26 protein-coding genes and 1 riboswitch are annotated in these 23,646 nt (G+C 75.4%); of the genes, 10 read left to right on the forward strand and 16 right to left on the reverse strand.

Features of this window, described 5'->3' with window-relative positions; all coding sequences use genetic code 11:
• The first annotated feature begins 27 nt into the window (after positions 1–27).
• The 3 genes from ACFVXH_RS28080 to ACFVXH_RS28090 all read left to right on the forward strand — a co-directional run bounded on the left by ACFVXH_RS28080 (position 28) and on the right by ACFVXH_RS28090 (position 2,707).
• The gene (locus ACFVXH_RS28080; protein WP_387828395.1) at positions 28–1,740 is read left to right on the forward strand and encodes a pyruvate dehydrogenase; all 1,713 of its coding nucleotides are present in this window, start codon (positions 28–30) and stop codon (positions 1,738–1,740) included.
• Between the two features lie 89 nt (positions 1,741–1,829).
• Entirely contained in the window at positions 1,830–2,465 is a 636-nt protein-coding gene (locus ACFVXH_RS28085) for a helix-turn-helix domain-containing protein (RefSeq protein ID WP_049651770.1), read from the forward strand.
• A 32-nt stretch (positions 2,466–2,497) separates the two neighbouring features.
• Positions 2,498–2,707, forward strand: coding sequence for a DUF6126 family protein (locus ACFVXH_RS28090; protein WP_049651771.1), 210 nt, complete (start codon positions 2,498–2,500; stop codon positions 2,705–2,707).
• Positions 2,708–2,805: 98 nt separating this feature from the next.
• Here the strand turns inward: ACFVXH_RS28090 and ACFVXH_RS28095 are convergent, their stop codons facing one another.
• Positions 2,806–4,248 carry a PLP-dependent aminotransferase family protein gene (locus ACFVXH_RS28095; RefSeq protein ID WP_387828336.1) on the reverse strand — a complete coding sequence of 481 codons (1,443 nt, stop codon included), beginning with the start codon at positions 4,246–4,248 and terminating at the stop codon, positions 2,806–2,808.
• Between the two features lie 210 nt (positions 4,249–4,458).
• On the opposite strand from ACFVXH_RS28095, the gene ACFVXH_RS28100 reads away from it, so the two are divergent.
• Both ACFVXH_RS28100 and ACFVXH_RS28105 read left to right on the forward strand, forming a co-directional pair.
• A complete protein-coding gene (locus ACFVXH_RS28100; protein WP_375876795.1) occupies positions 4,459–5,337 on the forward strand; it encodes a sigma-70 family RNA polymerase sigma factor in 879 nt (292 codons plus the stop codon).
• A gap of 114 nt (positions 5,338–5,451) precedes the next feature.
• The gene (locus ACFVXH_RS28105; protein WP_380739966.1) at positions 5,452–6,204 is read left to right on the forward strand and encodes an alpha/beta fold hydrolase; all 753 of its coding nucleotides are present in this window, start codon (positions 5,452–5,454) and stop codon (positions 6,202–6,204) included.
• Here the strand turns inward: ACFVXH_RS28105 and ACFVXH_RS28110 are convergent.
• The 3 genes from ACFVXH_RS28110 to ACFVXH_RS28120 all read right to left on the reverse strand — a co-directional run bounded on the left by ACFVXH_RS28110 (position 6,189) and on the right by ACFVXH_RS28120 (position 8,317).
• Positions 6,189–7,112, reverse strand: coding sequence for an undecaprenyl-diphosphate phosphatase (locus ACFVXH_RS28110; RefSeq protein WP_387828340.1), 924 nt, complete (start codon positions 7,110–7,112; stop codon positions 6,189–6,191). The genes ACFVXH_RS28105 and ACFVXH_RS28110 overlap by 16 nt on opposite strands.
• 99 nt (positions 7,113–7,211) lie before the next feature.
• Positions 7,212–7,427 carry a hypothetical protein gene (locus ACFVXH_RS28115; protein WP_074002072.1) on the reverse strand — a complete coding sequence of 72 codons (216 nt, stop codon included), beginning with the start codon at positions 7,425–7,427 and terminating at the stop codon, positions 7,212–7,214.
• A 107-nt stretch (positions 7,428–7,534) separates the two neighbouring features.
• Complete coding sequence (locus tag ACFVXH_RS28120; RefSeq protein WP_387828343.1) at positions 7,535–8,317, reverse strand: NRDE family protein; 783 nt, start codon at positions 8,315–8,317, stop codon at positions 7,535–7,537.
• 155 nt (positions 8,318–8,472) lie between these two features.
• Between ACFVXH_RS28120 and ACFVXH_RS28125 the strand changes: the two genes are divergently transcribed.
• Positions 8,473–8,985 (forward strand): carboxymuconolactone decarboxylase family protein, encoded by a 513-nt coding sequence (locus ACFVXH_RS28125; RefSeq protein ID WP_387828346.1) that lies wholly within the window; start codon positions 8,473–8,475, stop codon positions 8,983–8,985.
• Positions 8,982–9,806, forward strand: coding sequence for an isocitrate lyase/phosphoenolpyruvate mutase family protein (locus ACFVXH_RS28130; protein ID WP_380779099.1), 825 nt, complete (start codon positions 8,982–8,984; stop codon positions 9,804–9,806). The genes ACFVXH_RS28125 and ACFVXH_RS28130 overlap by 4 nt, the downstream gene beginning before the upstream one ends.
• Before the next feature lie 112 nt (positions 9,807–9,918).
• On the opposite strand, the gene ACFVXH_RS28135 is transcribed toward ACFVXH_RS28130, so the two are convergent.
• From ACFVXH_RS28135 to ACFVXH_RS28185, 11 genes are all read right to left on the reverse strand, one after another.
• Positions 9,919–10,179: a hypothetical protein gene (locus ACFVXH_RS28135; RefSeq protein ID WP_049653159.1), complete on the reverse strand. Its 261-nt coding sequence runs from the start codon at positions 10,177–10,179 to the stop codon at positions 9,919–9,921.
• Between the two features lie 43 nt (positions 10,180–10,222).
• Positions 10,223–11,308, reverse strand: coding sequence for a cytochrome P450 (locus tag ACFVXH_RS28140; RefSeq protein WP_380777003.1), 1,086 nt, complete (start codon positions 11,306–11,308; stop codon positions 10,223–10,225).
• Entirely contained in the window at positions 11,293–12,756 is a 1,464-nt protein-coding gene (locus ACFVXH_RS28145) for a cytochrome P450 (protein WP_241852825.1), read from the reverse strand. The genes ACFVXH_RS28140 and ACFVXH_RS28145 overlap by 16 nt, the downstream gene beginning before the upstream one ends.
• The gene (locus tag ACFVXH_RS28150) at positions 12,753–13,322 is read right to left on the reverse strand and encodes an ATP/GTP-binding protein (protein ID WP_387828398.1); all 570 of its coding nucleotides are present in this window, start codon (positions 13,320–13,322) and stop codon (positions 12,753–12,755) included. The genes ACFVXH_RS28145 and ACFVXH_RS28150 overlap by 4 nt, the downstream gene beginning before the upstream one ends.
• A 70-nt stretch (positions 13,323–13,392) precedes the next feature.
• Positions 13,393–13,758 carry a DUF742 domain-containing protein gene (locus tag ACFVXH_RS28155; RefSeq protein ID WP_049653167.1) on the reverse strand — a complete coding sequence of 122 codons (366 nt, stop codon included), beginning with the start codon at positions 13,756–13,758 and terminating at the stop codon, positions 13,393–13,395.
• A complete protein-coding gene (locus tag ACFVXH_RS28160) occupies positions 13,755–14,168 on the reverse strand; it encodes a roadblock/LC7 domain-containing protein (RefSeq protein WP_049653168.1) in 414 nt (137 codons plus the stop codon). Before ACFVXH_RS28160 ends, ACFVXH_RS28155 begins: the two co-directional genes overlap by 4 nt.
• Complete coding sequence (locus ACFVXH_RS28165) at positions 14,152–15,411, reverse strand: sensor histidine kinase (protein ID WP_074002076.1); 1,260 nt, start codon at positions 15,409–15,411, stop codon at positions 14,152–14,154. Before ACFVXH_RS28165 ends, ACFVXH_RS28160 begins: the two co-directional genes overlap by 17 nt.
• Positions 15,412–15,644: 233 nt before the next feature.
• Positions 15,645–17,864: a SpoIIE family protein phosphatase gene (locus ACFVXH_RS28170; protein ID WP_387828351.1), complete on the reverse strand. Its 2,220-nt coding sequence runs from the start codon at positions 17,862–17,864 to the stop codon at positions 15,645–15,647.
• 125 nt (positions 17,865–17,989) lie between these two features.
• Entirely contained in the window at positions 17,990–18,556 is a 567-nt protein-coding gene (locus tag ACFVXH_RS28175) for a TetR/AcrR family transcriptional regulator (RefSeq protein ID WP_049653172.1), read from the reverse strand.
• Between the two features lie 59 nt (positions 18,557–18,615).
• On the reverse strand, positions 18,616–19,497 hold the full coding sequence (locus tag ACFVXH_RS28180) for an alpha/beta fold hydrolase (RefSeq protein ID WP_198959332.1): 882 nt from the start codon (positions 19,495–19,497) through the stop codon (positions 18,616–18,618).
• A gap of 84 nt (positions 19,498–19,581) precedes the next feature.
• Entirely contained in the window at positions 19,582–19,872 is a 291-nt protein-coding gene (locus tag ACFVXH_RS28185) for a YiaA/YiaB family inner membrane protein (RefSeq protein ID WP_049653176.1), read from the reverse strand.
• 195 nt (positions 19,873–20,067) lie between these two features.
• Positions 20,068–20,226, forward strand: a riboswitch (cyclic di-AMP (ydaO/yuaA leader).
• Positions 20,227–20,238: 12 nt separating this feature from the next.
• Here ACFVXH_RS28185 and ACFVXH_RS28190 point away from each other — a divergent pair.
• On the forward strand, positions 20,239–21,087 hold the full coding sequence (locus tag ACFVXH_RS28190) for a M23 family metallopeptidase (RefSeq protein ID WP_053112130.1): 849 nt from the start codon (positions 20,239–20,241) through the stop codon (positions 21,085–21,087).
• Between the two features lie 93 nt (positions 21,088–21,180).
• Here the strand turns inward: ACFVXH_RS28190 and ACFVXH_RS28195 are convergent, their stop codons facing one another.
• Positions 21,181–22,056 carry a hypothetical protein gene (locus tag ACFVXH_RS28195; RefSeq protein WP_387828356.1) on the reverse strand — a complete coding sequence of 292 codons (876 nt, stop codon included), beginning with the start codon at positions 22,054–22,056 and terminating at the stop codon, positions 21,181–21,183.
• A gap of 42 nt (positions 22,057–22,098) precedes the next feature.
• On the opposite strand from ACFVXH_RS28195, the gene ACFVXH_RS28200 reads away from it, so the two are divergent.
• Positions 22,099–22,713: a GNAT family N-acetyltransferase gene (locus ACFVXH_RS28200; protein ID WP_387828359.1), complete on the forward strand. Its 615-nt coding sequence runs from the start codon at positions 22,099–22,101 to the stop codon at positions 22,711–22,713.
• A gap of 120 nt (positions 22,714–22,833) precedes the next feature.
• On the forward strand, positions 22,834–23,574 hold the full coding sequence (locus ACFVXH_RS28205) for a sensor domain-containing protein (RefSeq protein ID WP_053112132.1): 741 nt from the start codon (positions 22,834–22,836) through the stop codon (positions 23,572–23,574).
• The last annotated feature ends 72 nt before the right edge of the window (positions 23,575–23,646 follow it).

A 23,646-nucleotide genomic window follows, 5' to 3' on the forward strand; every position in this document is an offset into this window, starting at 1 on the left:
GCCGCCGTGCCGAGCGTGGCCGAACAGATGGTGGAGGTGCTCCGGCAGGCCGGGGTGGAGCGGGTCTACGGCGTGGTCGGGGACAGCCTCAACCCCGTCGTGGACGCCATCCGGCGGGCCGACGGCATCAGCTGGGTGCACGTGCGCAACGAGGAGGCCGGCGCCTTCGCGGCCGCCGCCGAGGCCGAACTCTCCGGCCGGCTCGCGGTCTGCGCCGGCTCCTGCGGCCCCGGCAACACCCACCTCGTCCAGGGGCTGTACGACGCCCAGCGCAGCGGCCTGCCCGTGCTCGCGCTCGCCTCGCACATCCCGTCCGGGCAGATCGGCACCGGCTTCTTCCAGGAGACCCACCCCGAGCGGGTGTTCACCGACTGCAGCACCTGGTGCGAGATGCTCTCGACCCCCGCCCAGCTGCCCCGCCTGCTGCGGGTCGCCGTCCAGCACGCGCTCGGCTCGCACGGCGTCTCGGTGCTCGCCTTCCCCGGGGACGTCGCCGCGCTCTCCGCCGCCGCCCCCACCGGCACCAGCCACTTCCTCACCGAGCAGGCCGTCGCCGCCCCGCCCTGGTCCCAGGTGCAGGAACTGGCCCGGCTGCTCAACGCGGCCCGCAAGGTGGTGCTGTTCTGCGGCGCCGGGGTGCGCGGGGCGCACGCCGAGGTGATGGCCGCCGCGCAGGCCCTGAACGCGCCGGTCGGCCACTCCCTGCGCGGCAAGGAGTGGATCCAGTTCGACAACCCGTACGACGTGGGCATGAGCGGCCTGCTCGGCTACGGGGCCTGCCACGAGGCGCTGCACTCCGCCGACCTGGTGGTGCTGCTCGGCACCGACTTCCCGTACGACTCCTTCCTGCCGCAGGCGCACACCGTCCAGGTCGACCACGACGCCACCCGGCTCGGCCGCCGCACCGCCCTCGAACTCGCCGTCCACGGCGACGTGGCCGCCACCCTGCGGGCCGTGCTGCCGCTGCTCGACGCCAAGCGCGACCGCGCCTTCCTGGACGGGATGCTGCGCAAGCACTGCCGGTCGCTGGAGGACGTGATCGGCGCGTACACCCGGGACATCGAGAAGCACCTGCCGATCCACCCCGAGTACGTCGCCTCGGTGCTCGACGAGGTGGCCGCCGAGGACGCCGTGTTCACCGTGGACACCGGCATGAACAACGTCTGGGCCGCCCGCTACCTCCAGCCCAACGGCCGCCGCCGGGTGATCGGCTCCTTCCTGCACGGCTCGATGGCCAACGCCCTCCCGCACGCGATCGGCGCCCAACTCGCCTGCCCCGGGCGGCAGGTGGTCGCGATGGCGGGCGACGGCGGGATCGGCATGCTGCTCGGCGAGCTGCTCACGGTGGCCAAGCACCGGCTGCCGGTGAAGACGGTGGTCTTCAACAACGGCGCGCTCGGCATGATCAAGCTGGAGATGCTGGTCTCCGGCTACCCGGAGTTCGAGATCGACAACGGGGACGTGGACTACGCCGGGATCGCCCGGGCGATGGGCATCCAGGCCAAGCGGGTGACCGAGCCGGCCCGGGTCCGGGAGGTGCTGGTCGAGGCGCTGGAGCGGCCGGGCCCGGCCCTCGTGGACGTGGTCACCGACCCCAACGCGCTCTCCATCCCGCCGCACATCACCGCCGCCCAACTGAAGGGCTTCGCGCTGGCGGCGGGCCGGACAGTGCTCTCGGGCGGCGTCGGACGCATGGTCGACCTGGCCCGGAGCAACCTGCGGAACATCCCGCGGCCGTGAGCGGGGGCCGGTCGGGGCGCCTGTCGGAGAGGTCTTGCCTCTGAGGCAAAATTCTTGCCCGTGCGGCACGGCGGGTGTCCACTGGACACATGACCAGCAGCTCCACCGGCGCCGCCGCAGCAGGCGAACAGCTCGACGACCAGGAGGTCGCCGGCCTCGCCGCCCGTCTCCGTGAGCACCGGCTCAGCAGCCGTCTCACGCTGGAGGTGGCCGCCGGGCGGGTCGGGCTCTCCCCAGCCTATCTGTCCCGACTGGAAACCGGCCGCCGGCAGCCGTCGCTGCCCGTCCTGCTCGGCCTCGCCCGCGCGTACGGGACCTCGGTCTCCGGCCTGCTCGGCGAGACCCTCGCCGAGCCGGACCCGATCGTCCGCGGCGGCGCCATCGAACCCGGCCGGGCCGGTGGCTGGGGCTACCGGCGGGCCGGCGCCCCCGGCCGCGCGATGCAGGCCCTGCGGGTGCACGTCCCGCCGGGCGTGCAGGACACGGTGGTCCGGGTCCACCCGGGCGAGGAGTGGCTGTACGTCCTCAAGGGCGCGCTCCGCGTCACCCTCGGCGACCGCGTCCACCACCTCGCGGTGGGCGACTCCGCCCACTACGACTCGCTCACCCCGCACTGCATCGCCGCAGAGTCGGACAGCGGCGTCGAACTGCTCTTCGTCCACACCCTGCTGCAGAGCCCCGGCGGCGAACTCTGCCTCGGCGGCGGCCCCGCCGCCGTTCACTGACCTGCCGTCAGAACACCCCGGAGGAGATCACCATGGCCGATCCCACCACCACCGTCACCCCGGCCGCCGACGCCGAGAACCCGGCCGCCGGTGCCGACACTCCGGCCGGCCCGAAGACCATGGACGCCGGCAAGTGGGCCAACAAGCGGGTCTACCACCGCCTGGTGCTCTACACCGTCGGCTGCCACCTCTTCGCCGGGTTCATCATCCTCCTGTTCCAACTCGGCAGCCGGAACAAGTAGTTCACACCCCGAACCGTCCGCCCGCCCCCACCCCCGAGGGGGCGGGCGGACCGCCGTTCCCGCACCGGCCCGGCCCACCTGCCTTCTCCCCTTCCCGCTCAGGCCCCGCGCAGCAGTTCGCAGAGGGCCTGGACCGCCGCCGGGAAGGCGTGGTCCGGTGAGGTGGCGTAGCCGATGACCAGGGCGGTCGGGGCTTCGTCGGGGGACGGGGTGGTGCGGTGCCAGGCGAGGCCGTGGAGGGCGAGGCCGGCCTGCTGGGCGCGGGCGAGGAGTTCGGGTTCGGGGGTGGAGCCGGGCGGCAGCCGGATGACGACGTGCAGGCCGGCCGCGATGCCGGTGACCCGGACCTGCGGGGCGTGTTCGGCGAGCGCCGCGACCAGGTGGTCGCGCCGGCGCCGGTAGTGCAGCCGGCAGCGCCGTACATGGCGGTCGTACGTGCCGGAGGTGATCAGTTCGGCGAGCGTCAGCTGGTCCAGCACCGGGGACATCGTGTCGGCCAGCGCCTTCAGCCGGGCGACCGGCTCGACCAGCGCGTCCGGCAGGGCCAGCCAGGCCAGCCGCAGGCCCGGCGCGAGGCTCTTGGCGGCCGTCCCGGCGTACACCACCCGTTCCGGGTCCAGCGCCTGCATCGCGCCGAGCGGCTGCCGGTCGTAGCGGAACTCGCCGTCGTAGTCGTCCTCGATGACGTACCGGTCCTGCTCCCGCGCCCACCGCACCGCCTCGGCCCGCCGGTCGGCGGAGAGTGCCGCGCCGGTGGGGAACTGGTGGGCGGGGGTGAGGAGGACGGCGCCGGCCCGGGGGTCGAGCCGGTCGACCAGGGCGCCGTCCGCGTCCAGCGGCACCGGGGCGGTGGCGAGTCCGGCGGCCCGGGCGACCGCGTGCTGCGGCGGCAGCCCGTACTCCTCGACGGCCAGCGTGCGGGCGCCGCGTTCCCGCAGGGCGGCGCAGAGCAGGCCGAGGCCCTGGGTGACGCCGGTGCAGACGAGCAGGTGGTCGGGGTCGGTGCGCACCCCGCGGACCCGGGCCAGGTAGTGGGTGAGCGCCTGCCGCAGTTCGATCCGGCCGAGCGGGCTGCCGTAGTCGAGGGCCTCGTGCGGCGCGGTGGCGAGGGCGCGGCGGGCGGCGGCCAGCCAGGCGGTGCGGGGGAAGAGCGAGAGGTCGGGCCGTCCGGACATCAGGTCGTACCGGGCGGTCTGCCGCGCCCGTACCGCCCGGGGGGCCGGCCGCCGGCCCTGGACCGGTTCCGGGACCGTCCGCCGGGCGACGGTGGTGCCGGAGCCCTGCCGGGAGCTGAGCCAGCCCTCGGCGGTGAGCTGGCCGTACGCCTCGACCACGGTGTTGCGGGCGATCCCGAGGTCCTCGCCGAGCGCCCGGGAGGACGGCAGCCGGGTGCCGGGGGTGAGCCGCCCGTCCTGGACGGCCTCGCGCAGCGCGTCCTCCAGGGCGGCCCGCAGTCCGGCGCCGGCGGCCCGGCGCTCGGTGAGGTCCAGGTGCAGGTCGCCGCCGAAGGTGGTCCAGGAGGTGGTCCGGGAGGTGCTCACGGCCTCCATTCTCGCCTGTCGCCAGGGGGCGCGGGCGGGGTCACCGGGTGGCGCCGGAGGGCTCCTCCTCATCGTGTCCTCCCGGTCGGTTAGCGTCCGTCACTGGACCGACGGATCCCGACCCGAGGATGTGACAGGGTGAGCGAGGAGAACCTCCCGGCCGAATCGGCCGAGCCGGCTGAAGCAGTCGAACCGGCCGAGCCGACCGAACTGGCCGAACTGGCCCGGCGTTTCGAGGCGGAGCGCCCCCGGCTGCGGGCGGTGGCCTACCGGATGCTCGGGTCGCTCGCCGAGGCCGAGGACGCCGTGCAGGAGGCCTGGCTGAAGCTGGGCCGCAGCGATGTGGGCGGGGTGCGCAACCTCGGGGCGTGGCTCACCACCGTGGTCGGCCGGGTCTGCCTGGACCAGTTGCGTTCCCGTGCCTCCCGCCGGGAGGATCCGCTGCCCGAGCAGGAGGGCCGGGTGCGGCTGCCGGACCCGGTGGTCGGCGGGCTGTCGGCGCTGGACCCGGTGCACGAGGTGCTGGTCGCGGACTCGGTCGGGATCGCGCTGATGGTGGTCCTGGAGACGCTCTCCCCGGCGGAGCGGGTGGCCTTCGTGCTGCACGACATGTTCGAGGTGCCCTTCGACGGGATCGCCGAGGTGCTCGGCCGGACCTCCGCCTCCACCCGGCAGTTGGCCAGCCGCGCCCGCCGCCGGGTCCAGGGCGCGACCCCGGCCGCGGACTCCGACGACGCCCGCAAGCGCGAGGTGGTGGAGGCCTTCCTGCGGGCCGCCCGGGGCGGGGACTTCGACGCTCTGCTGACGGTGCTCGACCCGGACGTGGTGGCCCGGTCGGACGGCGGCACGCTGGTGCCGAGCGTGCTGCGCCGCGGTGCGGCGGACGTCGCCTCGCAGGCGATCGCCTTCGCCCGCTTCGCCGCCGACGGCCGGCTGGTGCTGGTCAACGGCTCGCCCGGGGTGGTGTCCTTCGCCGGGGGCCGTCCGCTGTCGGTCATGTCGTTCACCGTCCACGGGGGCCGGATCACCGGGCTGGACATCCTCACCGACCCGACCCGGCTGGCCGCCCTGGGCCTCACCACCGGCTGACCCGGAACCGCCGGGGGCGCCCGGGCGCGGGCGGGGCGCCCCCACCGTTCCTCCACGTGGTGTTTCCCGTCGCTTTCCGGGCCGCCGTCACACTCGCGCGCTACGGTGCCGCCCATGGCGAACTTTGTGCTGGTGGCGGGCGCCTGGCTCGGCGCCTGGGCGTGGGACGAGGTCGTGGCGGAGCTGCGCGCGGCCGGGCACGGGGCGTACCCGCTGACGCTCTCCGGGCTCGCGGAGAAGCGCGGCGCGCCCGCCGGGCAGCAGGCGCACGTGGCGGACGTCGTCGCGGAGGTGGAGCGGCTGGACCTGCGCGAGGTGGTGCTGGTCGGGCACAGCTACTCGGGCATCCCGGTGGGCCAGGCCGCCGAGCGGATCGGCGGGCGGCTGGCCGGGCTGGTCCTGGTGGACGCCAACGTGCCGGTGGCGGGGGAGTCCTTCGCCGACCAGCTGCCGGAGCCGGCCGCGCTGCGGGCCGACCTGGCCGCGCACGGGGGCTGGTGGCCGCCGCTGCCGCCGGCCGAGTTCGCCGAGCAGGGGCTGACGGTCGGGCAGATCGCCCGGATCGCCGCGGGGGCGACCCCGCACCCGGGCCCCTCGCTGACCGAACCGGCGTTCCTGGAGGGCCCGTTGAGCGGGCTCCCGGCGGTGTACGTGAAGTGCCTGATGGACTGGCCGGAGCCGCCGCCGGTGGTCGCCGGGCTGGTCGCGGACGGCCACTGGCGGCTGGTGGAGCTGGACACCGGGCACTGGCCGATGTTCTCCCGGCCGGCCGACCTCGCCGGGATCCTGGGCGAGGCGGCCCGTACGGCGAAGAGCGGTGGCCGGACGGCCCGGAGCGGCGGCCGGACGGCTCAGAGCGACAGGTAGACCGCGCTGCCGACGCCGGCCAGGAAGCAGTACAGCGCGAACGGCGTCAGGCTGCGGGTCTCGAAGTACCGGGTGAGGAACCGCACCGAGACGTAGCCGGCCACGAAGGCGGCGAGGCTGCCCGCGAGGACGGGGCCGAGCACGCCGGAGTTCTCCGGCCTGAACAGCTCGGGCACCTTGAGCACCGAGGCGGCCAGGATGACCGGGGTGGCGAGCAGGAAGGAGAACCGGGCGGCGTCCTCGTGGTGCAGTCCGCGCAGGATGCCGGCGCTCATGGTGACGCCGGAGCGGCTGATGCCCGGGAACAGCGCGAGGATCTGCGCGGCGCCGATCCAGGCGCCCTGCCCGTAGCCGAGCCTGGTCAGCCGGTGGTCGGAGGCGATCGCCGGGTCCAGGCCCGGCTCGTCGGCGGGGTGTCCGGCGGAGTGTCCGGCCCGGCGGCGGCCGGTGCCGCCGCGCTTGAGCCGCTCGGCGCCGAGCAGCACGAGCCCGTTGAGGGCGAGGAAGACCGCGGCCGGGACGGGCTTGCCGAGCGCGTTGCGCAGGGCCTTCTCCAGCGCGAGGCCGGCCACGCCGACCGGGATGGTGGACAGCACGAGCAGCCAGGCGAGCCTCTCGTTGCGGGTCTCCACCCGGCGGTGCCGGATCGAGCCGAACAGCCCCTCGACCACCCGGACCCAGTCCTTGCGGAAGTAGACCACCAGGGCGAGCGCGGTGGCCAGGTGCAGGGCGACCAGGGCGGCGAGGTACGAGGAGCCCTCGGCGGTCATGTCGAGGTCGTGCTGGATCCGCCCGCCGACCAGGGCGGGCAGCAGGATGCTGTGGCCGAGGCTGGAGACCGGGAAGAGTTCCGTCACGCCCTGGAGCAGGCCGACGCCTATCGCTTCCGGGTAGGTCAGGGTCGACATCGCGCACCTTCGCTCGGGGGGTCGGTGGCCGGCCGGGTCGGGGGCCCTCGCGAAGCTACTACGCGCATGTAGACGTTCGGCAGCCCCGCCGTCGGAAGTTCACCGACCGTACGGCTGCGGGACACCGGGGGCGAGGTGCCCGATCAGCGCCGCCGCCACGGAGGCCAGGACGGTGGCGGACGGGACGGCCCGGTGCGCCGCGTCGCCGAGCAGGACGACGGCGGTCACCGCGGCCGGCATGCCCGCCAGCGGCAGGGCGACGGTCAGGACGGCGAGCAGGCGGCGGGGGCGGCGCGGGGGGTCCGGGCGGGTCACGGCGGTCTCCTTCGGGCTCGACCCGGGCCACGATGCCGCCTCCCGCAGCGTCAGGTGCAAGCCCTTTTCCCGGCGCCGCCCGCAGCCGCCCGCCGCGACCCGGCGGGTCAGCCCGTCGCCACCCGCCGCCACCCCGGCCTGTCCGCGGCCACCGGCGCGGCCGCGAAGTCGTAGCGCAGCAGGTCCGGCCCGAGCGCGAGCAGCGAGATCGACGAGGACCCCCAGATCCGCCCGTCGCCGAAGTCGCGCCGCTGGATCAGCGCGGCGTCCGCGTCCGGCGCCAGCCCGTCCCCGGCGACGATCGGCAGCCATCCGCCCCAGGCCGCGGCGGCCGGCCCGTCGGTGGTCGGTTCGGGCCGGGGTTCGGCGGTGAGGCGGGACCGGAAGTGGGCGGCCCGCGCGGCCATCAGGTCGCGGATCCGCTCGGAGGTGGTCCGGTCGGCCGCCCGGCCCTCCAGCCCGTCGTTGAGCACCACGCTCAGGCCGGACGGCAGTTCGCGCTCGTCCAGCCGTCCGCCGCTCCAGCTGGACACCCGGGCCCCGTCGGCCCGGACCAGGACGAGGTGGAACGGGTCGTACGGGGTGAGGTCGAGGTGGCCGATGCCGCCCTCCCGGACGGCGGTGAGCGGCAGCCGGCCGCGGGTGCGCCGGGCCTCGGCGGGGGCGAGCGGGCCGAAGCCGTTCAGCAGGCAGGCGGCGGTGCGCCGGACGGGGTCGACGGCCAGCCAGGTGCCGCCGGCCGCGAGGTCCAGTCCGCCGAGCAGGTCGGGCCGGTCCGGCCAGTGGTGGTCCGGCGGCAGCCAGGCGCGGCCCAGGTACTCGTCCCGGACGGACAGCAGCAGCACCGGCACGGCCGCTTCCGGCTCGATGCTGACGAACGCCGTGCACACGACCGGGCCCCCTGACCTCGTCCTGTCGGAGACCTCCTGGCGGTGATCTCCTGCCGGCGATCCTCGCACGGTCGTTCGCACGCCGGAAGTGGCCCAAGGAACGCGCGGCCGAACGCACCAGGACGGCAGGCCACCCCGCTCCTAGGCTGGCGACCATGACGACGAACGAGACCACGCGCGCGACCGCGGACGGGACGGCCGGTACGGACGGCGCCCCGGTGCCCGCCCCCGAGCAGCGCCTGCTGATGCACAAGCTCGCCCCCGCCTACTACCAGGCGATGGTCGCCGTGGACCGGGCCTCCCGGGAGGGCGTCGACCCGGTCATCGCCGAGCTGGTCAAGGTGCACGCCTCGATGATCAACGGCTGCGCCTTCTGCATCGACATGCACGCCACCGACGCCCGCAAGCACGGCGAGCAGGACCACCGCCTGGTCTCCCTCCCGGCCTGGCGCGAGACCCCGTGGTTCACCGCCCGCGAGCGCGCCGCCCTGGCCCTCACCGAGTCCGTCACCCTGCTGACCCAGGGGCACGTGCCGGACGCCGTGTACGCGGAGGCCGCCGCGCGGTTCGACGAGACCGAGCTGGCCCAGCTGATCGCGCTGATCGCCACCATCAACGCCTGGAACCGGATCGGCGTGTCCACCCGCATGAGCCCGGCCGCCAGGTGAGCGCCGCGGACCCCGCCGTCCGGCGGGAGCGGGCCCGGCTGCTGCGGGAGCTGCACCGCCCGGGCGAGCCGCTGGTGCTGGCGAACGCCTGGGACGTGCCGAGCGCCCGGCTGGTGGCCGCCGCCGGGGCGCGGGCGGTGGCGACGGCCAGCGCGAGCGTGTCCTGGTCGCTCGGCAGCGCGGACGGCGGCGGCGCCGACCCCGGGCAGGTGCTGGCCCGGACCGCCCAGGTGGTCCGCGCGGTCGACCTGCCGGTCACCGCGGACCTGGAGGGCGGCTACGCGGACACCGCCGCCGGGGTCGGGGAGACGGTCGCCGCGCTGCTCGCCACCGGTGCCGTCGGGGTGAACCTGGAGGACGAGGGGCGCCCCCCGGCGGAGGCCGCCGAGCGGATCGCGGCCGCCCGGGCCGCGGCGGACGCGGCCGGCGTGCCGCTCTTCGTCAACGCCCGGACCGACGTGTTCCTGCGCGGGATCGGCGCCCCGGAGGGCCGGCTGGACGACGCGGTGCACCGGCTGCGGGCGTACGTCGAGGCGGGCGCGGACGGGGTGTTCGTCCCCGGGGTGTCCGACCCGGAGACCATCGCCGCCCTGGTCGGGGCCGTCCCGGCGCCGCTGAACGTGCTGGCCGGCCCCGGCTCCCCGGCGGTCGCCGAGCTGGCGAAGCTCGGCGTGGCCCGGATCAGCCTGGGCCCGGGCCTGGCCGAGGTGGCGTACGCGGCGGTCCGCCGGGCCGCCGAGGAGGTGTACGGGAGCGGCACGTTCACCGCGCTCGCGCAGGGGCTGGGCTACCCGGAGCTCAACCGGCTGTCCGCGCTCTGAACCCGGCGGCCTGAGCGCCGCGGGTCGAGCGGTCGTCGTGCGTCGGGTGGCGTGGGCGGCCGGCCGTTCGGGGGTCGGCCGGCCGCCCGCGCTCCGGTGGCGGAGCGCCGGGTCAGTTCAGGATCTGCCCGCTGAGCCCCGGGTGGGCCATCTGGTTGGTCCCGATCGCCTCGATCTCGTTGGCGGGCTTGCCGAGCAGCGGGAGCTTGCCCACGGTCCGCAGGGCGAGGTCGCCGGGGGAGACTTCGAGCCCGTCGGTGAGCCCGCCGGTGGCGTCCGGCGAGGAGGCGGTCTGGGAGGTGGCGGAGGCCGCCGGGACGGCGAGGGCGAGGCCCGCCATGGTGAGGGCGGCCAGGGTGGCGAGTTTCTTCATGCCCTGCCGAACGACCCGGACCGCCCTCAGGTAACCGGTCGGCTCAGACCGTCACCCACAGGGTGCGCACGCTGTTGCTGACGAACGAGGCGATCGGCTCGTCGGTCCGGCCCTCCGCGAGGGCCAGCCCCGGGAAGCGGGTGAACAGGTGCCGCAGCGCCGTCTCGGCCTCCATCCGGGCGAGCCCGGAGCCGAGGCAGAAGTGCGGGCCGTGGCCGAGCGACAGGTGCTTGGCGGGCTGCCGGGTGAGGTCGAAGCGGTCCGCGTCCGGGTGGTGCCCGGAGTCCCGCCCGGCCGCCGCGTAGGAGGCCAGCAGCGCCTCGCCGCGCCGGATCACCACGTCGCCGACCGCGATGTCCTCGCTCGCGTAGCGCAGCGGGAACTGCCCGACCGGGGAGTCGTAGCGCAGGGTCTCCTCGACCACCGCCGACCACGGCTGCTCCCCGTCCAGGACGAGCCGCAGCTGGTCCGGGTGGGCGAGCAGGGCGCGGACGGCGTTGGTGATCAGGTTGAGCGTGGTCTCGTGCCCGGCGACCAGCATCAGCAGCAGGGTGCCGACCAGCTCGGCCTCGCTGAGCCGGTCGCCCGCCTCGTGGACGGCGATCAGGTCGGTGGTCAGGTCGTCGCCGGGCTCGGCCCGCTTGGCCGCCACCACCGAGGCCAGCAGCGCGTTCAGGCCCCGCTGCGCGGCCAGCGCCGCCGCCGGGGTGGCCGAGCTGGAGACCATGGTGTCGGACAGCTCGTGCAGTTCGTCCTGCTCCGCCAGCCCGAGGCCGAGCAGTTCGCCGATCACCTGCATCGGCAGCGGGTAGGCGAAGTGCCGCCGCAGGTCGAACTCGCCCTCCAGCTTCGCGAGCCCGTCCAGCAGCGCGACCGTCCGGGCCTCGACGGCGGGGGCCAGGTCGGCTATCCGGCGCGGGGTGAAGGCCTGCGAGACCAGTCCGCGCAGCCGCCGGTGGTCCTCGCCGTCGGCGGTGACCATGCCGGGGACGACGATGAAGTTGAGCAGCGGCCAGCCCTCCGGCAGCCGTCCCTCCCGGAAGGTCGTCCAGAGCCGGGCGTCCTTGCCGACCCGGGGGTCGGACAGCAGCGACTGGAGGGTGTCGTGGTGGGTTACCGCCCAGACCACCACCCCGCCAGGGAGCTCCACCAGGACCGCGGGGCCGGCTTCGCGGAGTCGGGCGTTCTCGCCGTGCTGGTCGCGGCCGAAGGGGTCGAGTCTGACGGGCTCGGCGCGGGTTCCGGATTCGGTGGTGGTGTCCATGCGGGCCTCTCGGGGGCGGGCGGGCGGGGCGGGGTGAAGGCGCTGTAGAGCACCGGGAGGGCGGTCAGGGCCCGGGACCACGGGGACGGGCGCCAGGCCAACTCGCCGGGCGGTACGGCCAGTTGGAGGTCCGGCAGGCGGTGCAGCAGGGTCTCGACGGCGGTCTCGACGATGATCCGGGCCGGGTGCTGGGCCGGGCAGACGTGCCGGCCCGCGCCCCAGGCGAGGTGGGCCCGGTTGCCGCCGAGCGAGCCCTGCGCGGCGGCCGAGACGCCCTGTGCGGCCGGGTCGGCGTTGGCCGCGGCCAGGCCGAGGACGAGCATGTCGCCGGCGCTGATGTACTGGCCGCCGAGCACGGTGTCGCCGGTGGCCCAGCGGCCGGGGAAGTTCTGGGTGGGCGGGTCGCGCCAGAGCACCTCCTCCAGCGCGTCGGAGACGGTCAGCCGCCCGCCGGTGAGGGTGGCCCGGAAGCGCCGGTCGGTGAGCAGCAGCCGCAGCGTGTTGCCGGTCCAGTTGATCGAGGTCTCGTTGCCCGCGACCATCAGCACCACCAGGTGGTGCACCGCCTCCTCGTCGGTCAGCCCGGCCGGGTGGGCGAGCAGCCAGGAGGTGAGGTCGGCGCTGGGGGCGGCCCGGCGGCGGCGCACCAGGTCGACGAGCAGTGCCTGGAACTCCAGTCCGGCGCGCTGCGACTGCGCGCTGCTGTCCACGAAGTGGCTGATCAGCTCGACCACCCGGGGCCCGCTCTCCACCGGCAGTCCGACCAGCTGGGTGAAGACCAGCAGCGGCAGCCGGCGCGCGTACTGGGCGACCAGGTCGGCGGTGCCGTCCGGGCCCCAGCCGTCGATCAGCCCGTTGGCGGCTGCCTCGGTGGTGCCGCGCAGCTGGCGGTGGTCGATCTGGGCGAGGGTGTCGGAGACGGCGGCGCGCAGCCGCTGGTGCTCGGCGCCGTCCAGGTTGAGCAGGGTGGGCCGCCAGGAGGTCATCGGCAGCAGCCGGGAGTCGGCCGCCAGCCGGCCCTCGGCGGGCACCCGCCAGCGGCGCGAGTCCTTGGAGAACAGCGCCTCGTTGCGGGTGAGTTCGAGCAGCTCGGCGTAGCCGAGGACGAGCCAGGCCTCGACCCCGGGCTCCAGCTCGATCGGGGCGACCGGTCCGTAGCGCTCGCGCAGCCGGGCGTAGAGGCCGTGCGGGTCCTCGGCGACGGCCGGGCCGTACAGCGGCGTCAGCGGCACGCCCACGGGCAGCCCGCCGGGCCGTCCGCCGCCGTGGGCGACGGGGCACCCGGGGGCTCCCGGGTGTTCGGGGGAGGTCATCCCTGGAGCTCCAGGATCGAGTTGCGGTGCAGGTGGTCGACGAAGTCGATCAGCAGGTCGTAGGACTGCCGGCGGTCGCGCGCGTCGCAGTGCAGGATCGGCACCTCCGGCAGCAGGTCCAGCGCCGAGCGCAGCTCCTCCTCCGGGTAACTCGGCGTGTCCGGGAAGGTGTTGACCGCGACCGCGAACGGGATGCGCTGCTCCTCCAGCCGGCCGAGCACGTCGAAGCTCTCGTCCGGGCGGCGCAGGTCGACCATGGCGATGGCGCCGAGCGCTCCGTGCGACAGGTCGTCCCAGAGCGGCCAGAACCGCTGCTGCCCGGGCGTGCCGAACAGGTACAGCGCGAGCCGCGAGTTGAGCGTGATCCGGCCGAAGTCCAGCGCCACCGTGCTGGTGGTCTTGCCGGCGCGACCGGTGAGGTCGTCGATGCCGGCGCTGGCGGCGGTCATGGTCTCCTCGGTGCGCAGCGGGGTGATCTCGCTCAGCGAGCCGACCAGGGTGGTCTTGCCGACCCCGAACGGACCGGTGACCAGGATCTTGACCGCGCCCTGCACCGAGGAGGGCAGGTACTGCGGTCCGGCGGCGGACCCGGCGGCGTCGGTGGCGCCCGGTGCGTCCGGGGCGTCGGGGACGGCTTCAGCGGAGTTGGCGGAGGCCAACGAGCACCTCCTCCAGGAGGGTTGCGGGCAGGCGTTCGGCCTGGGGGACGGGCGGGAGCACCTGCACGGCGCCGAGGTCCCAGAGGTCACCGACCAGCACCTTGACGACGCCGAGCGGCAGCCCCAGGTGGGCCGCCACCTCGGCGACGGACAGCAGGCTGTGGCAGAGCGCGAGGATGCGCCGGTGCTCACGGTTGATCAGCTCGTGCTCGGGCAGGTCCGGCGGCTCGGGCAGTCCTAATGGTCCGGGCACGGCGCTGACCAGGCTCTCCACGGCCAGATCGGACCGGGTGGGGCGGCTGCGCCCACCGGTGATGACGTACGGCCGGACCGGGCCGCTCACCGGTGGCCCCCCGCCGCGTGGTCGACGCGCGGCGGGCTGGTGAGGTGGGTGCCGATCCGCTCGACCAGGACCTGCATCTGGTAGGCGACCAGGCCGGCGTCGACCGCCTCGCCGGCCACCACGGCCAGGTGCGCGCCGGCCCCGGCGGCGACGACGAAGAGGTAGCCGCCGCCGTACTCGATGATGATCTGGCGGGTGGCGCTGCCCGGTCCGCCGAAGCCCGTCGCGACGCCGCGGGCCAGCGACTGCAGTCCGGAGCAGGCGGCGGCGAGCCGTTCGGCGTCGTCGCGCGGGATGCCCGCGCTGCGGCCGATCTCCAGGCCGTCGTTGGAGACGACGACGGCGTGCTGGACCTGCGGGACGGCGATGATGTCGGCGAGCAGCCAGCCGAGATCAGGGGTGGTGGTCATGGAACTCTCCGGAGCGCTGGGGAAGTCGGGGGGAAGCGGGAAGGGAAGGGGTGGACTGGGCCCGGGCGGCGGAACGGCCGCTGGCCGTCCCGGCCTGGAACATCGCCATGAACGCCTGCGCGTCCCGGGCCGAGCGGTACGGCGGCGCGGGCGGCGGTGGGGGAGCGGCGTGCTGGGCGGGGCGGCCCGTGCGGCCGCGCCGGTGGCTCCGGCGGGGCAGCGGGGGAGGGGTGTCACCGGTCGCGGCGTGCCGGCCGGGCGGCGGGGTCTCCACCAGGGGGTGGCCGGCGGGAGAGGCCGGCCGGGGGCCGGGGTTGAACGCCCGGTCGTCCGGCCCGAGGCCGGGGACGGTGGGCGGCAGCGGCTCGGTGAGCAGCGCGTTCGGCAGCAGCAGGACCACCCGCACGCCGCCGTACGGCGAGGGCGCCGAGCTGAGCGTGACCCGGAAGCCGTACTGCTCGGCGAGCCGGCCGACCGCGGCGAGGCCCAGCTGCGGCACCTCGCCCAGCCGGGAGACCTCCAGGGTGCTGCCGCCGGCCAGCGCGGCGGCGGCCTTGGCGACGGCCTGTTCCGGCATGCCGACGCCGCCGTCGTCGATCTCGATGACGGCGCCGTTGTGGACCGGCATCAGGGTGACGAACACCTGGGTGCTGGGCGGGGAGTAGCGGGTGGCGTTGTCCAGCAGCTCGGCGATCGCGTGGATCAGCGCCTCGGCGGCGGCGCCGACCACCGCGGTCTCGGTCCGGCTGCGCACCACCACGCGCTGGAACGGCAGGATGCGCGACTGGGCGCCGCGGACGACGTCCTCCAGGGAGACCGGTTCCGGCCAGTGCCGGCCGGCCCGCGCGCCGCACAGCACGGCCAGGGTCTGGGCCAGCCGGGCCTGTTGGGCGGCCGCGTGGTCGGCCTTGAGCAGGCCCTCCAGCAGCGTCGGGTCGTCGTGGGTGCGCTCCATCTCGTCCAGCAGCGCCTGCTGGTCGTGGGCCATCACCAGGATCCTGCGGGCGACGCTGAGGAAGGCCCGCTGGGTGGAGGCGGTGTGCTCCTGCTCCTGCTGGACGGCGGCGAGTTCGGCGCCGCGGCGGGAGAGCTCGGTGGCCAGCTGTTCCTGGACGGCGAGGAGTTCGCCGCGCAGCCGGTCGGCGCGGCCGCGCTGGGTGACGGACACGGCGCGGTACCGCGCGGCGGCCACGAGGGCGAGGACGGCGAGTACGCCGGTTGCCGTTACGGACCACTGAGTCATCGTCACGCCGCGAATTCTAGGGTGATGATCCTACGAAGGTGTGAACGGATCTCGCCAAGTGACCGGATCTCGTCAATATCGAGTCAATTCGGCGTCAATCGGCAATCGTTCGACCCCGATCCCACCGCCTGACGAGGTATCGGAGCGGCCCGACCGGCACTGCTGGGGACCGTCGGGATCGAGCCGCCCGGCCGGATCGCGTCCGGTGATGTGTGGGGCCTGTGCGCACGGTGTTACGGAAGGGGCGCCGTCCGGTGCAGGAGCAGCAGCGCCACGTCGTCCGGCCGGGACCGCCGCTCGGTCACGTTCAGGGTGAGCAGATCGGCCAGCCGCTCCAGCGCCGGCGCCGGGCCGATCCGCCCCGGACCGGTCTGCCGCGCCCACAGTTCGAGCCCGCCGAGCATCCGCTGCACCGACTCGTCGTAGTCCTCCTCGCGGTCCTCGACCAGCCCGTCGGTGTACGCCAGCAGCGTCTCGCCGACCGCCAGCCGCTCCACCGCCAGCGGGTACGGCCGCTCCGGGGCCACCCCCAGCGGCGGCCCGCCCGGCAGCTCCAGCTCGACGGCCGCGGCGTCGGCGGTGATCCGCACCGGCGCCGGGTGCCCGGCCCGGGCCGCGGTCAGCACGCCGTCGGCCGGGTCCAGGGTCAGGTAGAGGCAGGTCGCGAACAGCTCGGTGTCCAGCTCGGCCAGCAGCCGGCTGGTGCGGGTCAGGGTGGCGGCCGGGTCGTGCCCGTCCGTCGCGTACGCCCGCAGCCCGCTGCGCAGTTGGCCCATCACCGCGGTGGCCTCCGCGTTGTGGCCCTGGACGTCGCCGATCACCAGCCCGATCCGGCCGTCCGGCAGCCGCAGCAGGTCGTACCAGTCGCCGCCGATCTGCATCCCCTCGGTGCTCGGCAGGTAGCGGGCGGCGCTGGCGATCCCGGCCAGCCGCGGCAGGGTGCGCGGGAGCATCGCCCGCTGCAGCTCGGAGGCCCGGTGGTGGTGGGTGTCGTACAGCCGGGCCCGCTCCAGGGACTGCGCCAGGATGCCGGCGAAGGCCGAGTACAGGGTGCGGTCCTCGCGGCTGAACGCCCGCTTGGCGGCGAAGGTGATCAGGCACGAGCCGACCTGCTGCCCGGAGGCGACCAGCGGCAGCACCGCCCAGGCGGCCGGGGTGAGCGGGTCGCGCCGGGTGCGGGCCGCGGCGGGCTCGCTGAACAGCGGGGCGGAGCGGGCCAGCGAACGCTGCATCACGGACTCGGACAGGTCCGCCAGACGGGTGAGCTCGGTGCGGCGCGGGCCCCCGTACACGGTGTGCGAGACGGGCAGCAGCCGGCCCTCGTCCACCAGGTCCAGGACGATGCCGGCGGCGCCGAGCGCCGGGCGGGCGACATCGGTGACGGCGGTGGTGACGTCCCGGACGGTCACCGCCCGGGACAGCGCCCGGGTGAGCGTCAGCAGCAGCGCCGTCCGGGCGGCGGCCGGGGAGTTCCGCCCCTCGGCCGGCGGCGGCTCCCGGTGCCCGGCCTCGGCCAGCAGCCCGGCGATCCGCACCGGCCGCCCGTGCACGTCCAGCATCACCTCGCCGGACTCCTCGACCCGGGCGACCTTGCCGCCGGGCCGCAGCACCCGGTAGCCGATCCGGTAGCGGCCGCCGGCGGCCAGCGCCTCGGCGAGCGCCGCCTGCACGTCCGGCAGGTCCTCCGGGTGGACCAGCCGGTCCAGCTCGGGGGCGGCGCCGTCCGGGGCGGGTGGGCGGCCTGCCAGCCGGAACGCCTCGGCGTCCCAGTAGCTCTCCCCGGTGACCAGGTCCCGCTCGAAGGCCCCGTGCCCGGCGGCCCGCACGGCCAGCGACAGCAGCGGGTGGGCCAGCCCGGCGGGGCGGCCGTCCGCCGCCCGCGGGTCCTCGGGTAACCGGACGCCGTACGGTGCCCGGGTGCCGTACGGGAGGTGGGCGTCGGCGTGGTCCAGCAGATGGGCCAGCCGGTGGGCGCAGGCCTCGGCGAGGGTCTCCAGGACGTCCAGGTCGCGGCGCGGCACGGTGCCCCGGTGGGCCAGCGCCAGGGCCAGCACACCGATCGGCCGCTCGTCCACGACCATCGGCAGGGTGATCACGGCGACCATCCCGGTGCCCATGCCGGTGTTCCGGTTCGGGTAGTCGACGCTGGTGTGCTCGGGACTGAGCAGGTACGGGCGGCGCAGCCGCAGGGCCATCGCGGCGGGCAGCTCACCGGCCGGGTCGACCACGCTGTAGCGCTCGTGCGCCCAGTCCGGCAGCCCGTGCGAGGCGGTCAGCCGGAGCATCCCGGCGGAGTCCAGCAGGTACAGCGCGGACCCCTCGCCGGTGATCCAGCTCGGGCCCTCGGCCAGGACGGTGCCGAGCAGCTCGGCCGCGCTGGTGCAGCCCAGCAGCAGCCGCACGCAGCGCATCGCACTGCGCGCGGTCGGACTGCCGGCGGGCTCCAGGGGCACTGGTCCTTGATACCCCATTTCCCCCACCGGCGAAGGCCGACCGAACCGCCGCACCAGCACCACCGCCACCGCGGGAAGTCGGCCGGGCCGACTTCCTGTGCAGCGCCCGGTGCGGGGCCGGCCGCTTACGCGGGCCAGGCGCGGAGGCCGGTGGTGAGGGTGGCGATGAGGCGGTCCTGGGTGGTGGCGAGGTCCTCGGTGAGCTGGAAGGCGCCGGCCGTGGTGAGGGAGGCGAAGCCGTGGGCGACGGAGCGCACGGTGCGGGCGGCGTGGACCGCCTCGGAGCCGTCGAGCCCGTACTCCCGCAGCACGGCGATGATCACGCCGACGAGTCGGGCGGCCGCCCGGGCCAGGTCGTCGTCGGGCTGCGGGGCCTGGGGGAGGGCGTTGTAGCGGTGCGGGTGCTCGGTGGCGTACGCGTGGTAGGCGCGCAGCACGGCGGCGACGGCGTCGTCCCCGCTGCGTCCGACGGCCGCCCCGGCCAGCCGGTCGGCGAGGTCCCCGGTGACCCGGACGGCGATCAGCCGCCGCAGTTCGGCGAGGCCGCCGCTGACGTGCTTGTACAGCGAGGGGGTGGCGACCCCGGCCCGGGCGGCGACGGAGGCCAGGGTGAGGGCCTCGGCGCCCTGCTCGTCGATGAGGGCGAGGGCGTGGTCGACGACCTGGTCGGGGGTCAGTCCTACGCGGGGCATGGGTTCGGGCTCTCCGTACGGATCAGGTCGGGCAGGGGCGGGCAGCGGACGGGCGGGGCTCAGCCGAGCTCGGCGAGGAACGGCAGCAGGGCGTCCGCGGTGGCCGCCGGGTTGTCGGCCATCGGGTAGTGCCCGGACCCCTCGATCATCGCCTTCCGCGCGCCGAGCGCGGCGGCCTGCCGGTCGGCGACCAGCTCCGGCTTCGGGAAGTCGGGGTCCTTGCTGCCCATGACGACCAGGGCCGGGCACCGCACCGCGGCCGTCCAGCCGACCGGCGCCGAGTCGCCGTGGACGTACCCGCGGGTGGCGGTCTTCCGGCCCGGGGTGCGCAGCGCGGCGACCAGCCCGTCCACGTACGCGTCGAAGTCGGCGGGCCTGGCGCCGGGGAAGGCCATCCGGCGCAGGTAGAAGCCCCAGGCGGCCGGCCAGTGGACGAGGGCGGCGCCCATCAGGCCCATGGCGCCGCGCATCAGGGCGCCCTGCGGCGGGTTCTCGACGAAGGCGTTGAGCAGGACGATCCCGGCGACCCGCTCGGGGGCGTCCCCGGCGGCCTTGACGACGGTGGCCCCGGTGTACGAGTTCCCGGCGAGGACGGCGCGTTCGATGCCGAGGTGGTCGAGCAGGGCGAGGACGTCGCCGGCGAGGGCGGCCGGGCCGTAGTCGTCCCAGGTGATCGAGGATTCGCCGAAGCCCCGCAGGTCCATGGTGACGACCCGGTGGCCGGCGGCGACGAGCAGCGGGCGCAGGTGCCGGTACGCGGCCCGGCTGTCGAGCATGCCGGGGAGCAGGACGACCGGGGTGCCGTCGCCCTGCCGGGTGTCGTCGTAGGCGATCCGGCCGCCGGGGACGGTGAGGTACTGGGTGCTCGGGGTGATGGTGCCGTTCATGGGGTCCTCCTCGGGCCGCCGGTGCGGGGCATCGGCGTTGCTGCCGATAGCCATAAAGCTAAGGCTAATAGCCTTAGCCGTCAAGCGGTCGGGCGTCGGAGGCGTCGGAGGCGTCGGAGAAGAGGGGGAAGGGAGCGGTCAGACCCCTTCGACCTTGAACGGGTCGTGCTCGCTGAGCAGCTTCTCCAGCCGGGCCTGGTCCACCCGGGTGACCATGTCGTTGGACTCCTGCCGGTCCCGGATCACCTTCGCCAGCGTGAACGCGGAGCTGACCGTGAAGAGGAGGCCGAGCCCGAGGAAGGCCCGGGTCCACCCGCCGACCGGCAGGTAGACGATCCCCACGGCAAGGGCGGTGCCCGACAGGGCGAAGGACAGGACGGCCTGGAGGTAGTAGGCGGCCGTGGTGCGGGTCTGCATCGGTGCGCTCATGGCGTCAGGATGCTGCGGCCCGGCCGGGCCGCACATGAGTAGGCGTACTCAGATGGGGCCGTGCATGAGGGACCGTTCGTTGACGTCCGATCACCTGCCGCGGGGCTGCTCCGAACGGATGGCTTGGAATCAGAGCCTCCTAGGATTAACGTTTGATAACGCAGCGCGGTTGTCAACGCCGTACCCAGACGGCACCGTGCGCCGTCGCCTAATCCCACCGACCGGCCTCCGGGCAGGTCAGGGAGCCGGGGAACCACGTTCCTTGGGGTGAATCGGCGGGGCTCCGGCCCGGCCGTAGGAGACCTTCCTGCTCCGAACCCGTCAGCTAACCCGGTAGGCGCGAAGGAAGGAAAGGAGCGCGCCTCCGTGGCGTCGACGCACACCCCGGCACACCCGGCCGGCTTCGCAGCCGGTACCCAGCTCCTCGACCACCCCGGCCCGGACGGCCCCGAGGCCTTCGGCCCGGAGGACTTCGCCGCGGAGGCCGAGACCAACCGCCACCGGATGCCGCGTCAGACCCGCGGAACCTCCCCGCTGCTCGGCGTCACCGCCGTCGCCGCCACCCTGGGTGCCACCGGCTTCACCTCGGCGACCCCGGCCGCCGCCCCCGCCATCGAGGCCCCGGACGAGACGGCGGTCGCCCTCTCCGCCGACCCCGGCCTCGCGCTCGCCGCCCGCATCCAGAACCAGGCCGACAGCCAGCGCACCGCCGCCGAGGAGACCGCCCGGCTCCAGGCCGCCCAGGAGGCGGAGGCCAAGGCCGCCGCCAAGGAGGCCGAGGCCAAGCGCGCCGCCGAGGAGGCCGAGCGGGCCAAGGCCGCCGCCCTCACCCTCCCGGTGACGGACTACCGGCTCTCCGCCCACTACGGCCAGAGCGCCCGCTACTGGGCCAACCTGCACACCGGCCTGGACTTCGCCGCCGACACCGGCACCCCGGTCCACGCGCTCGGCCAGGGCACCATCACCTCGGCCGGCTGGGCCGGCTCGTACGGCTACCGGATCGTCGAGACCCTGCCCGACGGCACCGAGATCTGGTACTGCCACCTCTCCGCGATCACCAAGGGCTCCGGCAAGGTCGCCGCCGGCCAGCAGATCGGCAAGGTCGGCGCGACCGGCAACGTCACCGGCCCGCACCTGCACATGGAGGTCCGCCCCGGCGGCGGCGCCCCGGTCGACCCGGAGCCCTGGCTCCAGCAGCGCGGCCTCAACCCCTGACGCACCCGCCCTGAGGCACCCGCCCGGGCGGACCCAGCGCGAAGCCCCCGGCCCGGAGCACCAGCACCGGACCGGGGGCTTCCGCGCGGCGTCTCACTCCTCGGCGGGCAGCTGCGCCAGGTACGCCTCGATCTCCTCCTGGCCCGGCTCCGGCGCCAGCTCCGGGAACTCCGTCACCAGCAGCTGCGGCAGCCCCGGCACCGTCCACTCGCCGAACAGGTCGAGCGCCGCCTCGACCGCCGCCTCCTCGAACCGCCCGAAGTCCCCGGCCAGTTCCTCCGGCATCGGCCGCCCCAGCGCGGTCAGCTCCGCCAGGTTGCGGTAGCTGCGCCGCATCAGGCCCTGCTCCAGCAGCCGCCGCGCGCCGTCCGTGGCCATGCCGACCGACAGCACCCGGCCCGGGCCCCAGCCCTGCTCGTCCGGCTCGTCCAGCCAGCCGGCCGGTGCCAGCGCCTCGTACGCGGCCAGCCGCTCCTCCTCCGGGAGCTCCCCGAAGCCGGCCAGCCAGTCCCGCACCGCCGCCGGGTCCGTGACGTCCACCCCGTACGCGTGCAGCAGCAGCGCGTACAGCCGGGGCCAGGTCACCAGGTCGGCGCGGCGCAGCAGCCCGGCCGCGACCTCGCCCTGCCACTCGGCCTCCGCGTGCAGCCGCTCCTGGCGCTTGGCGTTCAGCCGCCGGGACGCCCGCTGGTGGTCGACCAGCAGCCGGACGGCGTCGCCGTAGGCGAACGGGTCCTCCTCGGGCGCGGGTTGGACGTACAGGTGGAGCCGCTCGTACAGCAGGTGCTCCACCGCGTCGGAGGTCAGTTCGGGCCAGCCGTCGTGCATCCTGCCCTCGCCCAGCTCCAGCAGCGCCAGCACCGCGCGCAGCGGCCCCTCGGCCACCGGCGCGCGGCCCTGCTCGGCCGCCCAGGCGAGCAGGTCGGCGGCCTTGGTGCGCGGGGCGAGCCGCAGGTCTTCGTCGTTCATAGTCCGAACGGTAGCCGCCGGGCGGGGATAGGGTCGGCAGCCATGGTCCCCGTACGACTCACCGGCCCGCGCCTGGCCGTCCGCGAGTACCACCACACCGAGGAGGAGGTGGACGCGCTGCACGCGCTGTTCGGCGACCCCGAGGTCACCCGCCACCTGCCCTTCGGGCCGAGCGGCCGGGAGGACTGCGCCGACCAGATCGAGCTCTACCTGGAGGAGGCGATGGCCGAGGAGCGGGACACCTACCGGCTCGCCGTCACCAGGCTCGCCGACGCCGAGGAGCCCGGGGACGCGACGCCGATCGGGCAGGCCGCGCTCACCCTCGACGGGCACGGCGCCGCCGACCTCGGGTGCGTGCTGGCCCGCGGGTCCTGGGGCCGGGGCTACGCGGGCGAGACCGTCGGCCTGCTCCGCGACTTCGCCTTCGGCACCCTGGGCCTGCACCGGCTGACCGCCCGGACCGCCGCGGCCAACCCGGCCCCCGGCCGGGTGCTCACCCGGCTGGGCTTCCGGCCGGAGGGGCGGCCTCGGTCCGACGGGTCCGAGGGCGGGGTCCGGTCCGCCGGGTCCGCGGGCGGCGACCGGTCCGACGCGTACCTCTTCACGCTGCTCGCCGAGGAGTGGCCGGGCCCGGCCGCCCGGGTGGAGGGGGGTTAACCCCACCCCGGATCCGCCAGGCCTCCGGATCACGGCCGGGCGGCGCGTCCACCAGACTGGACGCAGTCAGCGGGACGAACGAGCGACAGACGACAGCACGAGGGGCCGGGGGCCGGGAACATGAGCAGCAGCCGCAGCGTGGAGGACCGGGAGTGGGACGTTCTGGGCGGTCGCGGTGACGACCCGCGCCCCGTCCGGGCCCGGCGGACCGAGCGGCGTCCGGCCCTGTGGCGGGCCCCGTTCTCGGCGTACTACTACCGCGAGGTCGGCTACGCGCTCACCGGTCTGCCGGTGGCGATCCTCGGCTTCGCCGTCGCGGTCACGATGTTCTGCTTCGGCCTCGCCACCTTCGTCACCGCGCTGGGGCTGCCCGTGCTGGGCGCCCTGACCGCCACGGCCCGCGGCTTCGGCCGGCTGGAGCGGGCCCGGGTGCGCGGCATGCTGGCCCTGGACGTCCCCGGCCCGGAGCCGGTGCGCCGGGTCCGCCAGGGCAGCTGGGGCGCGGTCACCGCGCGGCTGGCGGACGGGGCCGGCTGGAAGGCCGTGCTGTACCAGGTGCTGATGCTCCCCTGGGCGGTGTTCAGCTTCGCGGTGACGCTGGTGTTCCTGCTGCTCGGCTGGGCGGCGGCGCTCTACCCGCTGTACCACTGGGTCTTCCCCACCTACACCTCCTGGCACGGGTACCGGGTGTTCGACTTCTACGACAGCCACGACATCCGGCACGTGTACGACATCGAGGCGCCCTGGCAGATCGCCGGGCTCTCGCTCCTCGGGGTGCTGCTGGTCCTCCTCACCACCCAGCTGGTCCGCGGCCTGACCAACGTCAACCGGGCCGCCGCCCAGGGCCTGCTCGGCCGCTGACCGCCCGGCTCCACCCAGGCCCCGACGGCCCCGCCCGCGTCCCGGACCCCTCCCGGATGCGGGCGGGGCCGC

It is taken from the genome of Kitasatospora sp. NPDC058184, assembly GCF_042883725.1.
In the GTDB taxonomy this organism is placed as follows: domain Bacteria; phylum Actinomycetota; class Actinomycetes; order Streptomycetales; family Streptomycetaceae; genus Kitasatospora.